Source organism: Polaribacter sp. NJDZ03, from assembly GCF_019263805.1.
In the GTDB taxonomy this organism is placed as follows: Bacteria; Bacteroidota; Bacteroidia; order Flavobacteriales; family Flavobacteriaceae; genus Polaribacter.
On sequence record NZ_CP079195.1, the window covers coordinates 1,565,743 to 1,582,949 of the forward strand.

Below are 17,207 nucleotides of genomic sequence, written 5' to 3' on the forward strand. Positions count from 1 at the left end.
AAATCCACTATTCACTAACCAAACTCATAAAACCATCTCCAACATCCTCAGTTCTTAAACTCGGAACAATTTTATAGTGCTTTTTTATAAAAGAAATTTGTTTGACATTCACTGCTGGTAAAGGCACAATACCAACCGTCCAGAAATAACTTTCTTTTGTGGGAGAATTGTAGTGAAACCCGTTTTCTATATGCTGCTCAAAGTCGGCACTCATGCTAGAATTTACATTTGGTTGTAAAATATTTTCAAGTTTTAAAAGGCTTGTTTTAGTATTCGTTTTTTTAATAGTGGTATAATTACTTAGCTTTAATTCTGTTAAAAAAGGAACCAAACTTAATAACAAACTCACAGCCATAAAAAATACAATTGTTTTTTCTTTTCTAAAAAACCAAACACAGATTTGCATGGCAAAGAATAACATATAAAAAAAGAAAAATCTGTATTGAGGAGAGAAAATCCAAGCCAATACAAAATTTAAAACACCTATTACATACAATATAAACACGGACTTTTCTTTACTTTTAAAATACCATAAAAAAGGGAAAGAGATTAAAAGCGACATAAATATCATATTTATAATTCCGTTAAACTTAAACGAAGTTATCCAAGCAATAAATAATTGATAGGTAGAAAGATTTGCTAACTCTTGATAATCGAAAGCAGCATTATACGTACCTACTTTAAACAATTGAATGAGTGCTGTAGGTACTTTCCAGTCTACATTTAGAACATCTAAAATTTGCAAAGGATATAACAAGTAACCTGTAAGAATTACATTTTTCATTAAAAACAATCCCAATACAAAAAGTGAGAATACGATGGGGTTTACCAAACTACTTTTCAGTACTTTATAATGTTTTATAAATAAAATCAATGGTAATAAAACCAATATACAAGTAGTAATTTTAATAACACATAAAAAAATTGTGAGCAATAGAATAAGTATAAAATTAGAGTATTCAATCTTCTTAAAATGCTTTAAAAAAAGATAAAATAACAACTGACTTATTAAAAAAACCGGTAAATCTGGAGATGGTGCGTTGATGAAAAAAATAATAAAAGGCAAACTAACCAACACACTTCCTATATATAATTGATGTATTTTTTTTGTTGTCTTAAATTGATGCAACTGCTGAAAGCTGTAAAAAGAAAAAATGATTAAAAAGAAACCATTCAAATCGTTAAAATTCGTTTCTAAAAACGGAAAAGTAAACGCTGCTTGTAAAATATGCCAACTAGAAGTTTGCGCAAAAAAGATGTGTAAATTACCTAATCCTTTTACAAAACCATATTCATTTAACCACTTAATGGTTTGCAGGTAATAACTCTCATTATCAAAAATAGAAGGTGTAACCGAAGACATTGCCAAAGCAATGATAAAAATAAAAAGAAGTCCAAATTTATAGGTTTTACTAAATGACAACCAACTCTTTTTAAACTGCGTTAACTGGATCTTAATATAATTTCTGAAAAAATAAAGACAAAAAAGAGTGATGCTGCTCATTACCCCATAATAAACAAGGTCTAAGGCAAAGAAAAAAGCATATAACCAACTGAATAATGTAATTGAAAATAGTCCTAAAATATGGTGGATGGTAAAATTTTGGGATTCAATTTTAAATAGTTTTTTTAATAAAAAACCAAAGCTTAAGCAGGATATAAAAATATAAATCCAATTAATTAAAATTAAAAGCATGTGTTGTTTTAAAATTGATTTTAGAGATTACAAGTTACGAATAAAATAATTTTCTACTTCGTTAAATATTGAATTGTTCTCGACTGTGCTCGAACAGGCAACTCTTATAAAAATTGACCACATAGGTATATAGAAAACATAGATTTTATGTTATAATATATCTAAACCCAATATAAACTCACATTGTCTTCCTAAGCTAATCGCAGAATATTTTATGCTCAAAAAAGTCTTCGACAAGCTCTGACTGACATGTCGTTATAAAATTGACACATAGATTTTGTAATAATATACCTGAAACCAATTTAAATTCACAATGTCCTCCTGAGCTTGTCGAAGAATTTTTAACACACATAAAATCAAACACATAGACACATAGTAAACATAGGTTTTGTTTTATAAAATTGAAACCAATTAAACGTATTGACTCATTTATAAACATCTGCTAACAAGAGAGCACCTATCATGTATACATGATAAAGTACGAGCGAGACGCTCGCACCAGCATTGCATTGCTTTTAAATTGATAACTCTTGAAAACAAAATCTTGCTAGTAATATATCTGAATCCAATTTAAACGCAAAATGTCTTCCTGAGCCTGTCGAAGGATTTTTACCACGCGCAAAATTGAAACCAATTTAAATACACAGACTCATATATAAATATCTGCTAACGCGAGCGTCCCGCTCGTGACATCAACAATACTTCTCTGTTACCAATCCATACTATTTTTTTTTTGCAAATTGAATTAAGAAAGTACGAGCGAGACGCTCGCACTAGCATTGCATTGCTTTTAAACTGATAACTCTTGAAAACAAAATATAACTAATAATATATCTGAATCCAATTTAAAGGCAAAATGTCCTCCTGAGCTTGTCGAAGGATTTTTAACACGTACAAAGTCTTTGACAGAATCAGACAGAAAACGCACTAACTGAATTGTAACTACTACAAACCTAAAACAAAATACAAACCGGAGTTGGTGCAGCAATCTCACTTACAAAAGTTAATGTACCCGTAGCAATATCTCTTTTAAAAGAAACAATATTATCCGTATCTTGATTTGCAACTAATAAAAATTGTTCATCTGGAGATAAAGAAAAATTACGAGGATTTTTTCCTAAAACAGATTCGTAACCAATTGTGGTTAAGGTTCCATCTTCAGCATTTACCGCATAAATAACAATCGATTCGTGTCCGCGATTGGAAGCATATAAAAACTTTCCATCTTTAGAAATATGAATATCTGCTGCTTTGCTATAATCTGTGAAGTCTTTTGGCAAGGTAGAAATTGTAAAATCTACAAAATACGCTTCCTCTTTTTCTTTTACCAAAGAAACCGTATTGTCTAATTCATTTAAAACATAAATCCACTTATTATTTGGATGAAACGTTACATGTCTTGGTCCTGCTCCTTCTGCCATTTTTAAAGACTTTTGTTTTGTATAAACAAGTTTATCTTCATTGATGTTAGAAAACAATAATTCATTGGTTCCTAAATCTACAGAAATAACTTCTTTTTTTGTTGGATGAAACCACGCAGAATGTGCGTGTGGATGTTTTTGTCTGTCTGTTGTTCCTTTACCAACATGTTGCTGCACATTTAATAATTTCGATAACTTCCCAGAAGCAGATGCTTTTAGTAAACCAACACTTCCGCCGCCATAATTTGCGGTTATCAAATAATTATCATCATTTATAGCAACAAAACAAGGACCTGCTCCACCAGACTCTTCGTTACTTATCAATTGTAAAGAATCTTTTTCAATTTTAAAAGATTTTACAAAACCTGTTCCGTTTACATTGGTTTCTCCAACTGCAAAAAGTATTTTACCATCTTTCGATTTTGCTAAAAAAGTAGGATTTACGGTTTCTGCAACCAAGCCTACTTTTCGTAACTCTCCTTTTTCAGAAAGTTCGTATTTATAAATTCCTTTAGAATCTTTATTGGTGTACGTACCAACATAAAAGGAATTAGTCTTAACATCTGTGTTTGTTGTTGCTGTTTTAACTTTTTCAGATTTACATCCGAAGAAAAATATGGATAACAAAACGATTGGTAGTACTTTCATAATTTAAAATATTTTAAAAATTGGCAAACGTAAATGTGCTGGTTCGTAATGAGGTGATTTTTTGTAGATAAAATCTAGTTGCGCTTTTGGATTATTTGCAAACTCAGTATCTGTATTCAGTTTTTCTAAAAATTCTTTTTCTATTGAAGGGTTTTCAGCTAAAAAAGAAGCTGCAATATCTTCAAAAACATAGGCAGAATATCCTTCTTTTTGTTGTAAAATAGTATCGAAAAAATTCCAATTAAAAAAAGAATCTGTTGCTGCAGCTTCCAACGTTTCTAACAAATACCGAACTCCGTTTTGATTTGTAGGAATGTAAATATCTCCTTTTCTAAATTGAAATTTTTGAATTGATGCATTTATCGTGGTATTATAATGTAAATAATGACCTTCGTAGGCTGTTTTTCGAGTTTCAAATTCAGCAATATGATTTACTTCCACTGCAATAATTGTATCATTTTTTAAACGAGTAAATTCAATTTTATTGTTTTTTAAGCGCTCTAAAACTTTATGCCAACCTTGTTCTAAAATATACCCTTTCGGAATTTTTACAGACTGCGTCGCTACAAAATTATTGTAATATTTTACGGGTTTTGTGTACGGCTTTGTAGTATCATAAAACAAACGTTTTCCTGTAGTTACTTTACTATCGATATACTCGGCCTCGTAGCCTTTAAATTGTAATTCTGTAAGTTTTTCTTTATCAACCTTAAATCTAATAGGATAGGTTTTCTTAGACAACACCTCATCAACAGCATTGGCTCTTAATTCTTTAATTTTATCAGAATGATCTTCTGTAAAATCTAACGCAGAAAACAACAATTCATACGTTTGCTCCACTCTTATTTTATAAGGTTTTAACATGTGAGTTTCTACCATTAATCCTAAAGTATTAAACAAAGTTGTGTATCCTGTAGAGTATCTTGGAGAATCGAAAAACTGAGAAAACCCTGCTTCTGGCGTGGTGCCCCAAACATTTACATAAGGTGTAATTGAAATTCCTTTTTGTTGCAATGATTTTTCTAAACCCGGACGCATCTGTGTCTCTAAAAAGTTACCTAACTTACCTCCTAGTTTATTGTGTTGTGTAAATAAATGTGTAATTGCATATTGATAATCGGCACCATTACTTACATGATTATCTATAAAAACATCTGGATTTATAGTATGAAAAATTTCTGCAAAAGCTGCTGAATTTCTAGAGTCTTGTTTTATAAAATCTCTATTTAAATCATAATTCCTTGCATTTCCTCTAAATCCGTATTCTTTTGGACCATTTTGATTGGCTCTTGTATGCGAATTTCTATTTAAAGAACCACCAACATTGTACACCGGAATTACACAAATAACAGTATTTTTATACTTTTCTATTAAAGAATCACTTTGTACAATATCTCTAAGCAACAACATAGATGCATCAATTCCGTCTGATTCTCCTGGGTGAATACCGTTGTTGATAAGAATTCTATTTTTGGTTGATTTTTTTATTTCATCTACATTAAAGACACCTTCTCTATTGTAAACAACGAGGTGCAAAGGTTCTCCCGAATCTGTTTGTCCGAATGAAAATAAAGCAACCGAAGTATGTGCTTCTGCAAGATCTTTATAATATGAAATGATCTCTTTGTATTCTGGCGTTTCGGTTCCATCAGACTTTTCGAAAAGTGTTGTAAAATCTTTTTTTTCTTTGGATAAATTATCACAAGAAAACATCAAAAATAAAACAATAACTAAAAAGACTCCCTTAAAAAATTTATCCATATTTATTTAACTCTTACCGGTTCTGGAACCAATTTTGTATAGTCTCCGTTGTTTCTAATTACATCTCTTACAATAGATGATGAAATATAAGAAGTACTTGCTGCTGTTAGTAAAAAAACGGTTTCAATGGGTGCTAAATCACGGTTTGTATGTGCAATTGCCTTCTCAAATTCAAAATCGGCAGGGTTTCTTAATCCTCTAAAAATAAAATCTACGTTATTTTTTTGACAAAAATGAACCGTCAAACCTTCGTAGGTTACTACTTTTATTTTCGGATTATCTTTAAAACAATCTTCAATAAATTTTTTACGCTCTTCTAAACTGAACATATATTTTTTATCAGCATTTATACCAATGGCAATAATTAGTTCATCAAACAATTTTACACCTCTCTCTATGATATCAAAATGACCTAATGTTATTGGATCAAAGGATCCGGGGAAAATTGCTCTTTTCATTTTTTATTTAAAAATTTGATGTTATTAGATTTTTTTGAATCATGATGTTTTTGAACCACGAACGAAGACTCTTGAAATAAAATTTGATATTTTTTGTTGTAATTTCTGAATTCTTTTTTCTAAATCGAGAAAAACTTCATGAGACATGAAGTTTAAATTATTACAAATTATAATTTGAGTTTCCCATTCAAAAGCAGAACCTAAACTATGTTCTAAAAAAGAAACAAAATGTTTATTAGTCCTTTTACTTGTTCCTTCGGATATATTAGAAGGAATAGAAACAGCACATCTGTTTAATTGACTCACCAAACCAAATTTTTCGAAATCAGGTAAAGTTGACGTAAATTTATAGTTTAAGGTAACTAACTCTATTGCTTCTTGCCAAATTTGTAACTTTTTAAAATTATGTCTTTTCATAGCTTTGTATTTTTTGATGTTTTCGAACCAAGAATTATTCTGGTTTCTACAATATACATAAATTAGTTTTTACGTCTTGTTTCAAAAACATCCTGATTCAACGACACAACTGTGATAATCTTGCTTCTATAAAAAAGCCGATTCTATTGCGTTATCAAATAACTCTTCTAAAGAAATACCTGCTACTTTTGCTTGTTGCGGTAAAATACTATTTTCGGTTAAACCGGGCACTGTATTCATTTCTAAGAAATGCGGTTCTCCGTTCACTAAAATATATTCTGAACGTGAAAAACCAGACATATTTAAAATTTTATATACCTTTATAGCTATTTCTTCTACTTTAATTTTTTCTTCATCAGAAATTCTAGCAGGAGTAATCTCTTGAGATTTCCCTTCGTATTTAGCTTCATAATCAAAGAAATCATTTTCTGTAACAATTTCTGTAATTGGTAATACTTTTGTTTCTCCTTTATACTGAATAACCCCAACCGAAACTTCTGGTCCGTCTAAAAAAGATTCAATTAAAATTTCTGAATCTTCCTTGTAGGCTTTTTCTAGAGCAGGCAACATTTCTGCTTTTGTATGTGCTTTAGAAATTCCATAGCTAGAACCCGCATTATTTGGTTTTACAAAACAAGGCAACCCAACTTTGCTAATTATAGCGTCTAAATCTACAACATCTCCTTTATTTAAATAAACAGAAAGTGCCGTTTTAACGCCATATTCTTTAACAACACTTAACGTGTCTCGTTTATTAAAAGTTAATGCCATTTGATAAAAAGGAGCAGAAGTGTGTTTTAAATTAATCAATTTTAAATACGCTAACAAGGTTCCGTTTTCTCCTGGCGCACCATGAATTGCGTTAAAAACACAATCGAAAATAACAGGCGTACCATTAAGATTAAAAGAAAAATTACTTTTATTTATTAAATATTCTTTATTATCAGCATCTAATGCAACCCATTTATCTTTTAAAATATGGACTCTATACGGATTGTATTTCTCTTTATTTAAGTGGTTGTACACTACATTTCCGCTGGTTAGGGAAATATTAACTTCGGATGAATAACCACCCATTACAATAGCAATATTCTGTTTCATGGATTCTAAAATAATAAAACAAATTTATCAAAATAAATATAGAAATAGCAACGTTTAGTTTTTATATCTTTGTGCGTTCTAAAAATCAAAAAATGAGTATTTTTCAATTTATTAAAAGTAAATCCTTTTTTATACAAGTTGCTATTGCAATTGTAGGTTTATTGGTATTTATTTTTGCCTTAAAATATTGGTTAGGCTATTCTACCAATCATCATCAAAAAATTCAAGTTCCTAACTTACATAAAATGTCTTTAGAAAATGTAAAACTAAAGTTAGAAGAATTAAATCTAGATTTTATTGTTATAGATAGCGCGAGTTACAATCCAGATTATCCAAAAAAATCTGTCATTGAGCAATCTCCAGAAACAGGAGATTTTGTAAAAGAAAAACGTAAAATTTACTTAACATTAAACCCATCTAAATATAGAGATGTTACTGTTCCTGATTTAAACGGAAGAACTAAGAGACAAGCTACTTCTCATTTACGCTCAATTGGTTTTAATATTGGTACAAACCCAATTTCTGTTAGAGATATTGGTAAAGATGTTGTACGTGGATTGCGCTACAAAGGAGAAATTCTAAATCACGGAGATAAATTACCCTTAAACTCTATTGTAGATTTAGTTTTAGGTGACGGAAACGGGAACTAGTATTCAGTATTCAGTATTCAGTATTCAGTATTCAGTATTCAGTATTCAGTATTCAGTATTCAGTATTCAGTATTCAGTATTCAGTATTCAGTATTCAGTATTCAGTATTCAGTATTCAGTATTCAAAAATAAAAAATTAAACTGTTAAAGGTTGATATTCGATGAATATTTACTTCGACTTAAAAAATAAATTTTGCAAGAAAATCAACCTCAAGATATAGAAAACGACGATTTGTACGAACATCATAGATTTACAGCTAGTGAAGGACAAGAACCTTTAAGAGTAGATAAATTTTTAATGAATTTTGTAGAAAACGCTACCAGAAATAAAATTCAACAAGCAGCAAAAGCAGGTAATATTTTAGTGAATGATGCGGTTGTAAAATCGAATCATAAAGTAAAACCAAATGATGTTGTTAGAGTTGTTTTATCATATCCGCCAGCAGAAAACTTATTGGTGGCAGAAGACATTCCTTTAGACATTGTTTATGAAGATGACACGGTAATTGTAGTAAACAAACCTGCAGGTATGGTAGTGCATCCTGGTCACGGAAATTATTCTGGGACTTTAGTGAATGGCTTAATTCATCATATAGAAAACTTACCAACCAATTCTAACGAAAGACCAGGTTTGGTGCACAGAATTGATAAAGATACTAGTGGATTATTAGTAGTTGCAAAAACAGAATTTGCAATGGCACATTTATCGAAACAGTTTTTTGACAGAACTACAGAGCGTTTGTATTATGCTTTAGTTTGGGGAAATGTAGAGGATAATGAAGGTACTATTATTGGAAATATAGGACGTAGTTTAAAAAACCGTTTGCAAATGGCTGTTTTTCCTGATGGTGATTTTGGAAAACATGCTGTTACACATTACAAAGTTTTAGAGCGTTTAACGTATGTTACTTTGGTACAATGTAAACTAGAAACTGGTAGAACACACCAAATTAGAGCGCATTTTAAACATATTGGACATACCCTTTTTAATGATGAGCGTTATGGTGGAGATGATATTTTAAAAGGTACAACGTTTACCAAATACAAGCAATTTGTAAACAACTGTTTTAAAGTATTACCAAGACAAGCGTTGCATGCAAAAACATTAGGATTTACGCACCCTAAAACGGGTGAGTTTATGCGTTTTAATTCTGAAGTACCGTCAGATATTACAGAGTGTTTAGAAAAATGGAGAACCTACTCTGAGAATTCTAAGGATATAGATTTAGATTAACTAATTTTAAAAAAGAAATTACTTATCAAAAAACACTATAACTATTACAAATAATTATAACAGTATTAAATATTACTCTTAAAATACATTTAAGAAATCTATAAACATTTGTATTTTTATACTTTAATTATTTCTGAATTACATTATATGAAAATCATAATATCACCAGCAAAATCTTTAGATTTCGAAAGTAAAGTACCTACAAGTTTACATACGCAACCTCGTTTTTTAGACCAATCTGAAAAGTTAAATAAGAAACTAAAAACACTTTCTAAAAAAAACTTATCTGAGTTGATGAAAATTTCTGATGATTTGTCTGCTTTAAATTATGATAGAAATCAAACTTGGGCAACTCCTTTTACCAAAGACAATGCAAAGCAAGCTATTTACTCTTTTACAGGTGCTGTTTTTAAAGGGATTGATGTAAACTCTATTGAAGAAGAAAAAATACCTTTACTTCAAAACAACTTAAGAATTTTATCTGGTTTATACGGTTTATTAAAACCTTTAGATTTAATTCAGCCGTATCGTTTAGAAATGGGAACTCGTTTAAAAGTAGGTACTAAAGAAAATTTGTACAAGTTTTGGGGTGATACTGTTGCCAATGCATTAAATGAAGAATTAGAAGACGGAGAATTATTAGTAAATTTAGCAAGTACAGAATACTTTAAAGTAATTCCTAAAAAGGTTTTAAAAGTACCAATGGTTACACCTATTTTTAAAGATTATAAAAACGGAGAATATAAAATTGTAATGACCTACGCTAAAATGGCTCGTGGTTTAATGGTGCGTTATATTATTGACAATAACGTTAAAACTATAGAAGATTTAAAAGGTTTTAATGTTGATAAATACCGTTTTTCTGAAGAGTTATCTTCTGGAAATGATTTGGTTTTTACACGTTAAAAAAAGTTAGCAGTCTTCAGTACGCAGTTTGCTGTCACAAACTGACTGACGACTGCTAACTGAAGACTGATTAACAATCTACAATTCTCACGGTAACTGCCAAACCACCTTCTGAGGTTTCTTTGTAATTTTTATTCATGTCTTTTGCGGTTTCCCACATGGTATCTATTACACTGTCTAAATGCACCAAAGCTTCTTTAGGATCTGTTTCTAAAGCAATTTCAGCGGCATGAATCGCTTTTATTGCGCCCATAGAATTACGTTCTATGCAAGGCACCTGTACCAAACCAGCAATAGGATCGCAGGTTAAACCTAAATGATGTTCCATAGCAATTTCTGCAGCCGACAAACATTGTGCTGCTGTACCGCCTAATAATTCTGTTAAAGCTGCTGCTGCCATTGCAGAAGAAACACCTATTTCTGCCTGACAACCTCCCATTGCTGCTGAGATTGTAGCATTTTTCTTAAAAACACTCCCAATTTCACCAGCCGTTAATAAGAATTTTTTAACGTGACTAAAATCGGCTTCATGATTTTCTATCACCATATAATACATTAAAACTGCCGGAATAACACCTGCACTTCCGTTTGTTGGTGCGGTAACTACTCTACCCAAAGCGGCGTTTACCTCATTTACAGACAATGCAAAACAACTAACCCATTTTAAAATTTCTCTAAATTTTACTTCTGTGCTTCTTATGGCAGTTAACCATTCTTTTGGGTTTGTATAACTGGTATCTTTTATTAATTTTTTATGTGTATCAAAAGCACGTCTTTTTACATTTAAACCTCCAGGAAGCCTTCCTTCTGTATGACAGCCTGTAAACATACATTCTAGCATCGTATCCCAAATTCTGTGCAATTCTTTATCTATATGTTCTGCAGAATTTAATTCTAATTCATTTAGAAGAACGATATCAGAAATTAATAAATTTTCTTTTTCACAATACTCTTCTAGTTGTAAAGCCCTATTGATTGGAAAAGGAAAATTCTTTTTATTGATTTCTATTTCTTCTTCTAAATGATCATTTTCTTGCACAATAAAACCTCCTCCAATAGAAAAATAGGTTTGTGTAGAAATTTCATCACCTTTAAAAAAACCTCTAAAAGTAATTCCGTTTGCATGAAATGGTAAAAATGCTCTATTAAATACAATAGATTCTTTATAGAAAGGCACTTCTTTTTCTCCGTTTAAAGAAAGTATTTTTAATTCCTTAATGTCATCAATAATAGTAGCAATGTTTTCAATAGGCAGGTATTCTGGATCTGCTCCTGTTAACCCTAATTGAATTGCCAAATCGGTAGCGTGCCCCTTACCTGTTAAAGATAGAGAACCATATAAATCTACCTGAATTGCATCAACTAAATGAAAATTTTCATTTTCTTTTAATTGACGGATCCATTGTTCGGCAGCTCGCCAAGGCCCAAGTGTATGAGAACTTGAGGGACCAACACCTATTTTGAGCATATCAAAAACACTAATAAATTGCGACATTCGTAAGATTTAATTAAGAATTGTGGTAAATGTAAAAAATCCAACTCAATGAGTTGGATTTTTTTATTAAAATTATATTTTATATTAGTTGTATATCGATTCCTTTCCAAATTCTACAGCTAACATATAATAAAAGACTGCTCTGTATTTATTTCTTTCAGATTTACCAATTGCCTCCACTACTTTATTGATCGCTTCATCTAATTTTGGACCATCTGCTAAACCTAACTTTTTAATTAAAAAATTATTTTTAACCGTTAACAATTCTTTTGCATCTGAACCAGACACGGTTTCAGCATCTTTTTTATAAATAGATGGACCTAATCCCTTTGTTACAGCCTTTAATAAGTCTGCATCATATTTTAGACCTTTATCGTCCATAAACTTAGAATACTGCGCTACTTTTTCGTCAAATTTACTCATGATTTTTTTTTAGAATTTTAGATTATAACTTATAGATTTACTTTATCTCAAATAGAACTATCCAAATATAAGGAATTAAAAATTATATTCAAATATTCTTCCTATCCAATCTATTAGATACATTTTGTGTCATTATGTCACATTAATTTAAAATTTTTTTTTAAAATAACTGACATTTGCTAGTATAAAAGCGGTTGGCACAGCATTTGCCTAATAGAAAATGTAAAATTGAATTAAAATTTATTAAAATAAATATTATGAGTAAAATTATTGGAATTGATTTAGGTACAACAAACTCTTGTGTTTCTGTAATGGAAGGAAACGAGCCAGTTGTAATCCCTAACGCAGAAGGAAAAAGAACTACACCATCTATCGTTGCCTTTGTAGAAGGAGGAGAACGTAAAATTGGTGACCCAGCTAAAAGACAAGCTGTAACAAACCCAACAAAAACTGTTTATTCTATTAAACGTTTTATGGGTAACAAATTTTCTGAATCTACAAAAGAAGCAGGAAGAGTACCTTATAAAGTTGTAAGAGGAGATAATGATACACCTAGAGTAGATATTGATGGTCGTTTATATACACCTCAAGAAATTTCTGCAATGGTGTTACAGAAAATGAAAAAAACTGCTGAAGATTATTTAGGAACTGAGGTTACTGAAGCAGTTATTACTGTACCAGCATATTTTAACGATGCACAAAGACAAGCTACAAAAGAAGCTGGTGAAATTGCAGGTTTAACTGTAAAAAGAATGATAAACGAACCAACAGCTGCAGCATTAGCTTATGGTTTAGACAAGTCTAACGACGATAAAAAAATTGCTGTTTTTGATTTTGGTGGTGGAACACATGATGTTTCTATCTTAGAATTAGGAGATGGTGTTTTTGAAGTATTAGCTACAGCTGGTGATACACATTTAGGTGGTGATGATGTTGATGAAAAAATCATTAACTGGTTAGCAGATGAGTTTAAAGCGGATGAAGATTTAGACTTACGTAAAGACCCAATGTCTTTACAACGTTTAAAAGAAGCTGCAGAAAAAGCGAAGATTGAATTATCTTCTTCTGCTTCTACAGAAGTTAACTTACCTTATGTTACTGCTACTGCTAGTGGACCAAAACACTTGGTAAGAACTTTATCTAGATCTAAATTTGAGCAATTAATTGACGATTTAGTAAAAAGAACTATCGAGCCTTGTCAAACTGCATTAAAAAATGCTGATTTAACTATTTCTGATATTGATGAAGTTATTTTAGTTGGTGGTTCTACAAGAATACCTGCTGTACAAGAAGCTGTTGAAAAATTCTTTGGAAAAGCACCAAGTAAAGGTGTAAACCCTGATGAAGTTGTTGCTTTAGGAGCTGCTATTCAAGGTGGAGTTTTATCTGGAGATGTTAAAGATGTATTGTTATTAGACGTTACACCTTTATCTTTAGGTATTGAAACTATGGGGAATGTTTTCACAAAATTAATTGATGCAAACACAACAATTCCTACAAAAAAATCTCAAGTATTCTCTACAGCAGTAGACAACCAACCATCAGTAGAAATTCACGTATTACAAGGTGAAAGAGCTATGGCTGCAGATAACAATACTATTGGTCGTTTCCATTTAGATGGTTTACCTCCTGCACAAAGAGGTGTACCTCAAGTAGAAGTAACTTTTGATATTGATGCAAATGGTATTATTAAAGTTTCTGCTTTAGACAAAGGAACAAACAAATCTCACGAGATTAGAATTGAAGCTTCTTCTGGTTTATCTGAAGATGAAATTGCAAAAATGAAGCAAGATGCAGAAGAAAATGCTGATGCGGATAAAAAAGCAAAAGAAACTGCAGAAAAAATCAATGAAGCAGATTCTATGATTTTTCAAACAGAAAAGCAATTAACTGAATTTGGTGATAAATTATCTGCGGATAAAAAAGCACCAATCGAAGCTGCTTTAGTAGAATTAAAAGCTGCTCACTTATCTCAAGATTTAACTTTAATTGATACTGCTTTAGCAACTATCAATGAAGCTTGGAAGGTTGCATCTGAAGAGATGTATGCTGCTCAAGGTGGTGCTGCAGGAGCTGATGCTGGTGCACAACAAGGTCAACCAGAAGCTGATGCTCAGGGAGACAATGTTGAAGATGTAGATTTCGAAGAAGTAAAGTAAGTGAAATAGAATTTTGATAAATCAAAATTCGTTATTGAACTTATCCCGATAAAAGAGAGATCTTCTAAAAAGAAAAACATTTTTTCTTAAAATAACTAAAACGCAATCATTAATTTGATTGCGTTTTTTTATGCGTCATTGCGAGGAACGAAGCAAACTCTATACGATAATTCAGATTCCTTTATTAAATTTGCCACAAAAAAAAGACCCTTCAGGTTTTAAAAACCTGAAGGGTCTAAATTATTAAAAAGAAAATTTTTGAAAACCTACAACAAAACCAACTTCTTTAAACATACCTTCTGCGAATTTAACCAAGTTGATAATTTTCAATTTCCAGAAAACACCAATTATAAAAGCAAATCAGAAAGTATGTATTTCTATACAGATGAAGGTGTGTATAGAAAATCTAATCATTGGGGACGTGTGGCAAATTGCAGATGGAAATTAATTGCTAACGAAGATTATAAAAACCAACAAATAGTGATTGGTTTTGCAAAATGGAAGGACTTTTACCCTATCAATTCTACTGAAAAAATATTTTTTATTGATGTCAATTTTGAAGAAAAAACAGCGAGAATTCAACCTAAAGAAACAGGTGCCAATAACTTACTTTTTACTTTAAATGAAGCACAACAAAAAACAAAACAAATCTCAATTTTATTTAAAGAAACAAAATGGGCAAACTATTTTGAAGATGATATAGACACTATTCGATTTAAAGTGATTACAGAATTTATAAGTTCAAAGAAATCACTTCCAGAAATAAAAAGAAGTTTCAAATAAGAAACCATCACTTTTCAGTAAATTTGCTTTTCTAAAAATCTAATAACACCACTTTTTAAACATCTAATAAGAAATGAACATTCCACAAACAAGTTTCCCTAGAGTTGTAATTATTGGTGGCGGATTTGCTGGTTTGGCAGCAGCCAGAGGGTTAGAAGAACAAGAACTACAGGTTGTTTTAATAGACAAACATAATTATCACACGTTTCAACCTTTGTTATATCAAGTTGCAACAGGTGGTTTAGAACCAGATTCTATTGCTTTTCCGTTAAGAAAGCGTTTTAACGATGTAGATAATTTTTATTTTAGACTAACAGAAGTAGTAAAAATAAACCCTGAAAATAATACCATTGAAACTTCTATAGGAAACTTAGAATACGATGAATTAATTATTGCTACAGGTTCTACAACCAACTTTTTTGGAAATACAAACATCCAAAAACACACGATGGAAATGAAATCCATTCCGCAATCTTTAAATATTAGAAGTTTAATTTTAGAAAATTTTGAAGAAGCTTTATTAACTTCAAATATTGAAGAAAGAAATGCTTTAATGAATTTTGTAATTGTTGGTGGTGGACCAACAGGTGTAGAATTAGCTGGTGCTTTGGCCGAAATGAAAAAAGGAATCTTACCTAAAGATTACCCTGATTTAGATATCCGACAAATGCAGATAAACTTAATTCAAAGTTCTGAATGTATTTTAAAAGGAATGAGCGCAAAAGCTTCTGAAAAAGCAGAAGATTTTCTAATAAAACTAGGCGTTCATGTTTGGAAAAACTTGCGTGTTTTAGATTATGATGGAAAAACAGTAACGACAAATGGTGTAGATCATTTTAGAGCAGAAACTGTTATTTGGGCTGCAGGTGTAAAAGGTGAAATGATTGATGGCCTGAACACAGAATGTGTTATAGAAAGAGCCGCAAGAATAAAAGTAAATGAATACAATCAAGTCTTAGGGCACCCAAACGTATATGCAATTGGTGATGTTGCTTGTATGTCTTCAGAGAAAAATCCTTACGGACACCCAATGATGGCACAACCTGCAATTCAGCAAGGTAGATTAGTTGCAAAAAACATATTGGCAAAACTCTTCAATAAAAAACAAGAAGCATTTGTTTATAAAGACAAAGGCTCCATGGCAACTATTGGACGTAATAAAGCGGTTGTAGATTTAAAAAACTGGAAATTTCAAGGAGTTTTTGCTTGGTTTGTTTGGATGTTTGTCCACTTATTTTCTTTAATTGGTTTTAGAAATAAAGCCATTGTTTTTCTAAATTGGGTGTATAATTACATTCGTTTTGATAGAGAAACACGTTTAATTATTAGGCCTTATAAGAATAAAAACAGCTTTAGTTTTAGAAAATAAATGGCTGAAAAAAGAATTATAAAATGTCCGAACTGTGGGGTTTTCAATACTAATAAAGAGTATTGCACAAACTGCAACACCCTAATTTCTCATCAAAAGAAAAGAGAATTCAAAGCCAACATTGTAAAGCAAAAAGAAATTGATAAGGTTATTTATGAAAGAGAAAATCCTAATTTAACGGAAAGATTAAAAAACCATTCTAATATTTTTTATAAAATTATTGGATGGATTTTATATTCTGCCTTTACAATTGTTAGTATTATTGGTGCTGGTTTAGCTTGGTTAGTTGCAATGGTTGCTGCGGGTTAAATATGAAAAAAACACTTTTTTACTATTTTATATTTTCAATAAGTACAGGTACTTTTATCTATTTCTGTTCCTTTTTTAATGTTCAATTACCAAGAATTGTTCGTCATTATGTAAATGATTTTTTAATTATTCCCATTGTACTTTATATCTGTTTGTATGTTTTAAAATGGTCTAAAAATGATAAAAAATATACTTTGAGTTTACCTATCATTTTATATGTCTGCTTTTTATATAGCTTATTGTTTGAGTTTATTTTCTCTACATATTTAGCAAGATATACCAAAGACTTTATTGATATTATTCTTTATTTTACAAGCGGTTTTATATTCTACTATTTTCAAAAAACTAAAAAATGAATTCTGATAAAGTTGAAATGT

16 protein-coding genes are annotated in these 17,207 nt (G+C 30.7%); 8 read left to right on the plus strand and 8 right to left on the minus strand.

Annotated elements, in window-relative coordinates:
- Nucleotides 1-7 precede the first annotated feature (7 nt).
- The 6 genes from KV700_RS06680 to KV700_RS06705 all read right to left on the minus strand — a co-directional run bounded on the left by KV700_RS06680 (nt 8) and on the right by KV700_RS06705 (nt 7,502).
- Nucleotides 8-1,423 (minus strand): hypothetical protein, encoded by a 1,416-nt coding sequence (locus tag KV700_RS06680; RefSeq protein ID WP_218599575.1) that lies wholly within the window; start codon nt 1,421-1,423, stop codon nt 8-10.
- A 1,226-nt stretch (nt 1,424-2,649) separates the two neighbouring features.
- Nucleotides 2,650-3,765, minus strand: a complete 1,116-nt coding sequence (locus KV700_RS06685) for a lactonase family protein (RefSeq protein WP_218599576.1) — start codon at nt 3,763-3,765, stop codon at nt 2,650-2,652.
- A 3-nt stretch (nt 3,766-3,768) separates the two neighbouring features.
- Entirely contained in the window at nt 3,769-5,526 is a 1,758-nt protein-coding gene (locus KV700_RS06690) for a M14 family metallopeptidase (RefSeq protein ID WP_218599577.1), read from the minus strand.
- A gap of 2 nt (nt 5,527-5,528) precedes the next feature.
- Entirely contained in the window at nt 5,529-5,984 is a 456-nt protein-coding gene (gene coaD, locus KV700_RS06695) for a pantetheine-phosphate adenylyltransferase (protein WP_218599578.1), read from the minus strand.
- Between the two features lie 39 nt (nt 5,985-6,023).
- The gene (locus tag KV700_RS06700) at nt 6,024-6,401 is read right to left on the minus strand and encodes a four helix bundle protein (protein ID WP_218599579.1); all 378 of its coding nucleotides are present in this window, start codon (nt 6,399-6,401) and stop codon (nt 6,024-6,026) included.
- Nucleotides 6,402-6,527: 126 nt separating this feature from the next.
- Nucleotides 6,528-7,502, minus strand: coding sequence for a D-alanine--D-alanine ligase (locus tag KV700_RS06705; RefSeq protein ID WP_218599580.1), 975 nt, complete (start codon nt 7,500-7,502; stop codon nt 6,528-6,530).
- Nucleotides 7,503-7,594: 92 nt separating this feature from the next.
- On the opposite strand from KV700_RS06705, the gene KV700_RS06710 reads away from it, so the two are divergent.
- The 3 genes from KV700_RS06710 (at nt 7,595) to yaaA (ending at nt 10,292) form a co-directional block, all read left to right on the plus strand.
- Nucleotides 7,595-8,152, plus strand: coding sequence for a PASTA domain-containing protein (locus tag KV700_RS06710; protein WP_166385206.1), 558 nt, complete (start codon nt 7,595-7,597; stop codon nt 8,150-8,152).
- Nucleotides 8,153-8,345: 193 nt separating this feature from the next.
- The gene (locus KV700_RS06715; RefSeq protein ID WP_218599581.1) at nt 8,346-9,386 is read left to right on the plus strand and encodes an RluA family pseudouridine synthase; all 1,041 of its coding nucleotides are present in this window, start codon (nt 8,346-8,348) and stop codon (nt 9,384-9,386) included.
- 147 nt (nt 9,387-9,533) lie between these two features.
- Complete coding sequence (gene yaaA, locus KV700_RS06720; protein WP_218599582.1) at nt 9,534-10,292, plus strand: peroxide stress protein YaaA; 759 nt, start codon at nt 9,534-9,536, stop codon at nt 10,290-10,292.
- A 70-nt stretch (nt 10,293-10,362) separates the two neighbouring features.
- Here yaaA and KV700_RS06725 read toward each other — a convergent pair whose 3' ends face one another.
- Together KV700_RS06725 and KV700_RS06730 are read right to left on the minus strand one after the other, a co-directional pair.
- The gene (locus tag KV700_RS06725) at nt 10,363-11,787 is read right to left on the minus strand and encodes an L-serine ammonia-lyase (protein ID WP_166385212.1); all 1,425 of its coding nucleotides are present in this window, start codon (nt 11,785-11,787) and stop codon (nt 10,363-10,365) included.
- Between the two features lie 84 nt (nt 11,788-11,871).
- Nucleotides 11,872-12,210 (minus strand): DUF2853 family protein, encoded by a 339-nt coding sequence (locus KV700_RS06730; RefSeq protein WP_166385214.1) that lies wholly within the window; start codon nt 12,208-12,210, stop codon nt 11,872-11,874.
- 257 nt (nt 12,211-12,467) lie between these two features.
- On the opposite strand from KV700_RS06730, the gene dnaK reads away from it, so the two are divergent.
- The 5 genes from dnaK (at nt 12,468) to KV700_RS06755 (ending at nt 17,186) form a co-directional block, all read left to right on the plus strand.
- Nucleotides 12,468-14,369, plus strand: a complete 1,902-nt coding sequence (dnaK, locus tag KV700_RS06735; RefSeq protein ID WP_218599583.1) for a molecular chaperone DnaK — start codon at nt 12,468-12,470, stop codon at nt 14,367-14,369.
- Nucleotides 14,370-14,627: 258 nt separating this feature from the next.
- Nucleotides 14,628-15,152: a hypothetical protein gene (locus KV700_RS06740; protein WP_218599584.1), complete on the plus strand. Its 525-nt coding sequence runs from the start codon at nt 14,628-14,630 to the stop codon at nt 15,150-15,152.
- Nucleotides 15,153-15,225: 73 nt separating this feature from the next.
- Nucleotides 15,226-16,521, plus strand: a complete 1,296-nt coding sequence (locus KV700_RS06745) for an NAD(P)/FAD-dependent oxidoreductase (RefSeq protein WP_218599585.1) — start codon at nt 15,226-15,228, stop codon at nt 16,519-16,521.
- Complete coding sequence (locus KV700_RS06750; RefSeq protein WP_218599586.1) at nt 16,522-16,830, plus strand: hypothetical protein; 309 nt, start codon at nt 16,522-16,524, stop codon at nt 16,828-16,830.
- Between the two features lie 2 nt (nt 16,831-16,832).
- Nucleotides 16,833-17,186, plus strand: coding sequence for a hypothetical protein (locus KV700_RS06755; protein ID WP_218599587.1), 354 nt, complete (start codon nt 16,833-16,835; stop codon nt 17,184-17,186).
- Nucleotides 17,187-17,207 lie beyond the last annotated feature (21 nt).

What these genes read in the sequence shown, in the direction of transcription:
- KV700_RS06685 (WP_218599576.1), bottom strand. Translation starts at nt 3,765, where the DNA reads ATGAAAGTACTACCAATCGTTTTGTTATCCATATTTTTCTTCGGATGT.
- KV700_RS06690 (WP_218599577.1), bottom strand. Translation starts at nt 5,526, where the DNA reads ATGGATAAATTTTTTAAGGGAGTCTTTTTAGTTATTGTTTTATTTTTG.
- coaD (WP_218599578.1), bottom strand. Translation starts at nt 5,984, where the DNA reads ATGAAAAGAGCAATTTTCCCCGGATCCTTTGATCCAATAACATTAGGT.
- KV700_RS06700 (WP_218599579.1), bottom strand. Translation starts at nt 6,401, where the DNA reads ATGAAAAGACATAATTTTAAAAAGTTACAAATTTGGCAAGAAGCAATA.
- KV700_RS06705 (WP_218599580.1), bottom strand. Translation starts at nt 7,502, where the DNA reads ATGAAACAGAATATTGCTATTGTAATGGGTGGTTATTCATCCGAAGTT.
- KV700_RS06710 (WP_166385206.1), top strand. Translation starts at nt 7,595, where the DNA reads ATGAGTATTTTTCAATTTATTAAAAGTAAATCCTTTTTTATACAAGTT.
- yaaA (WP_218599582.1), top strand. Translation starts at nt 9,534, where the DNA reads ATGAAAATCATAATATCACCAGCAAAATCTTTAGATTTCGAAAGTAAA.
- KV700_RS06725 (WP_166385212.1), bottom strand. Translation starts at nt 11,787, where the DNA reads ATGTCGCAATTTATTAGTGTTTTTGATATGCTCAAAATAGGTGTTGGT.
- KV700_RS06730 (WP_166385214.1), bottom strand. Translation starts at nt 12,210, where the DNA reads ATGAGTAAATTTGACGAAAAAGTAGCGCAGTATTCTAAGTTTATGGAC.
- dnaK (WP_218599583.1), top strand. Translation starts at nt 12,468, where the DNA reads ATGAGTAAAATTATTGGAATTGATTTAGGTACAACAAACTCTTGTGTT.
- KV700_RS06745 (WP_218599585.1), top strand. Translation starts at nt 15,226, where the DNA reads ATGAACATTCCACAAACAAGTTTCCCTAGAGTTGTAATTATTGGTGGC.
- KV700_RS06750 (WP_218599586.1), top strand. Translation starts at nt 16,522, where the DNA reads ATGGCTGAAAAAAGAATTATAAAATGTCCGAACTGTGGGGTTTTCAAT.
- KV700_RS06755 (WP_218599587.1), top strand. Translation starts at nt 16,833, where the DNA reads ATGAAAAAAACACTTTTTTACTATTTTATATTTTCAATAAGTACAGGT.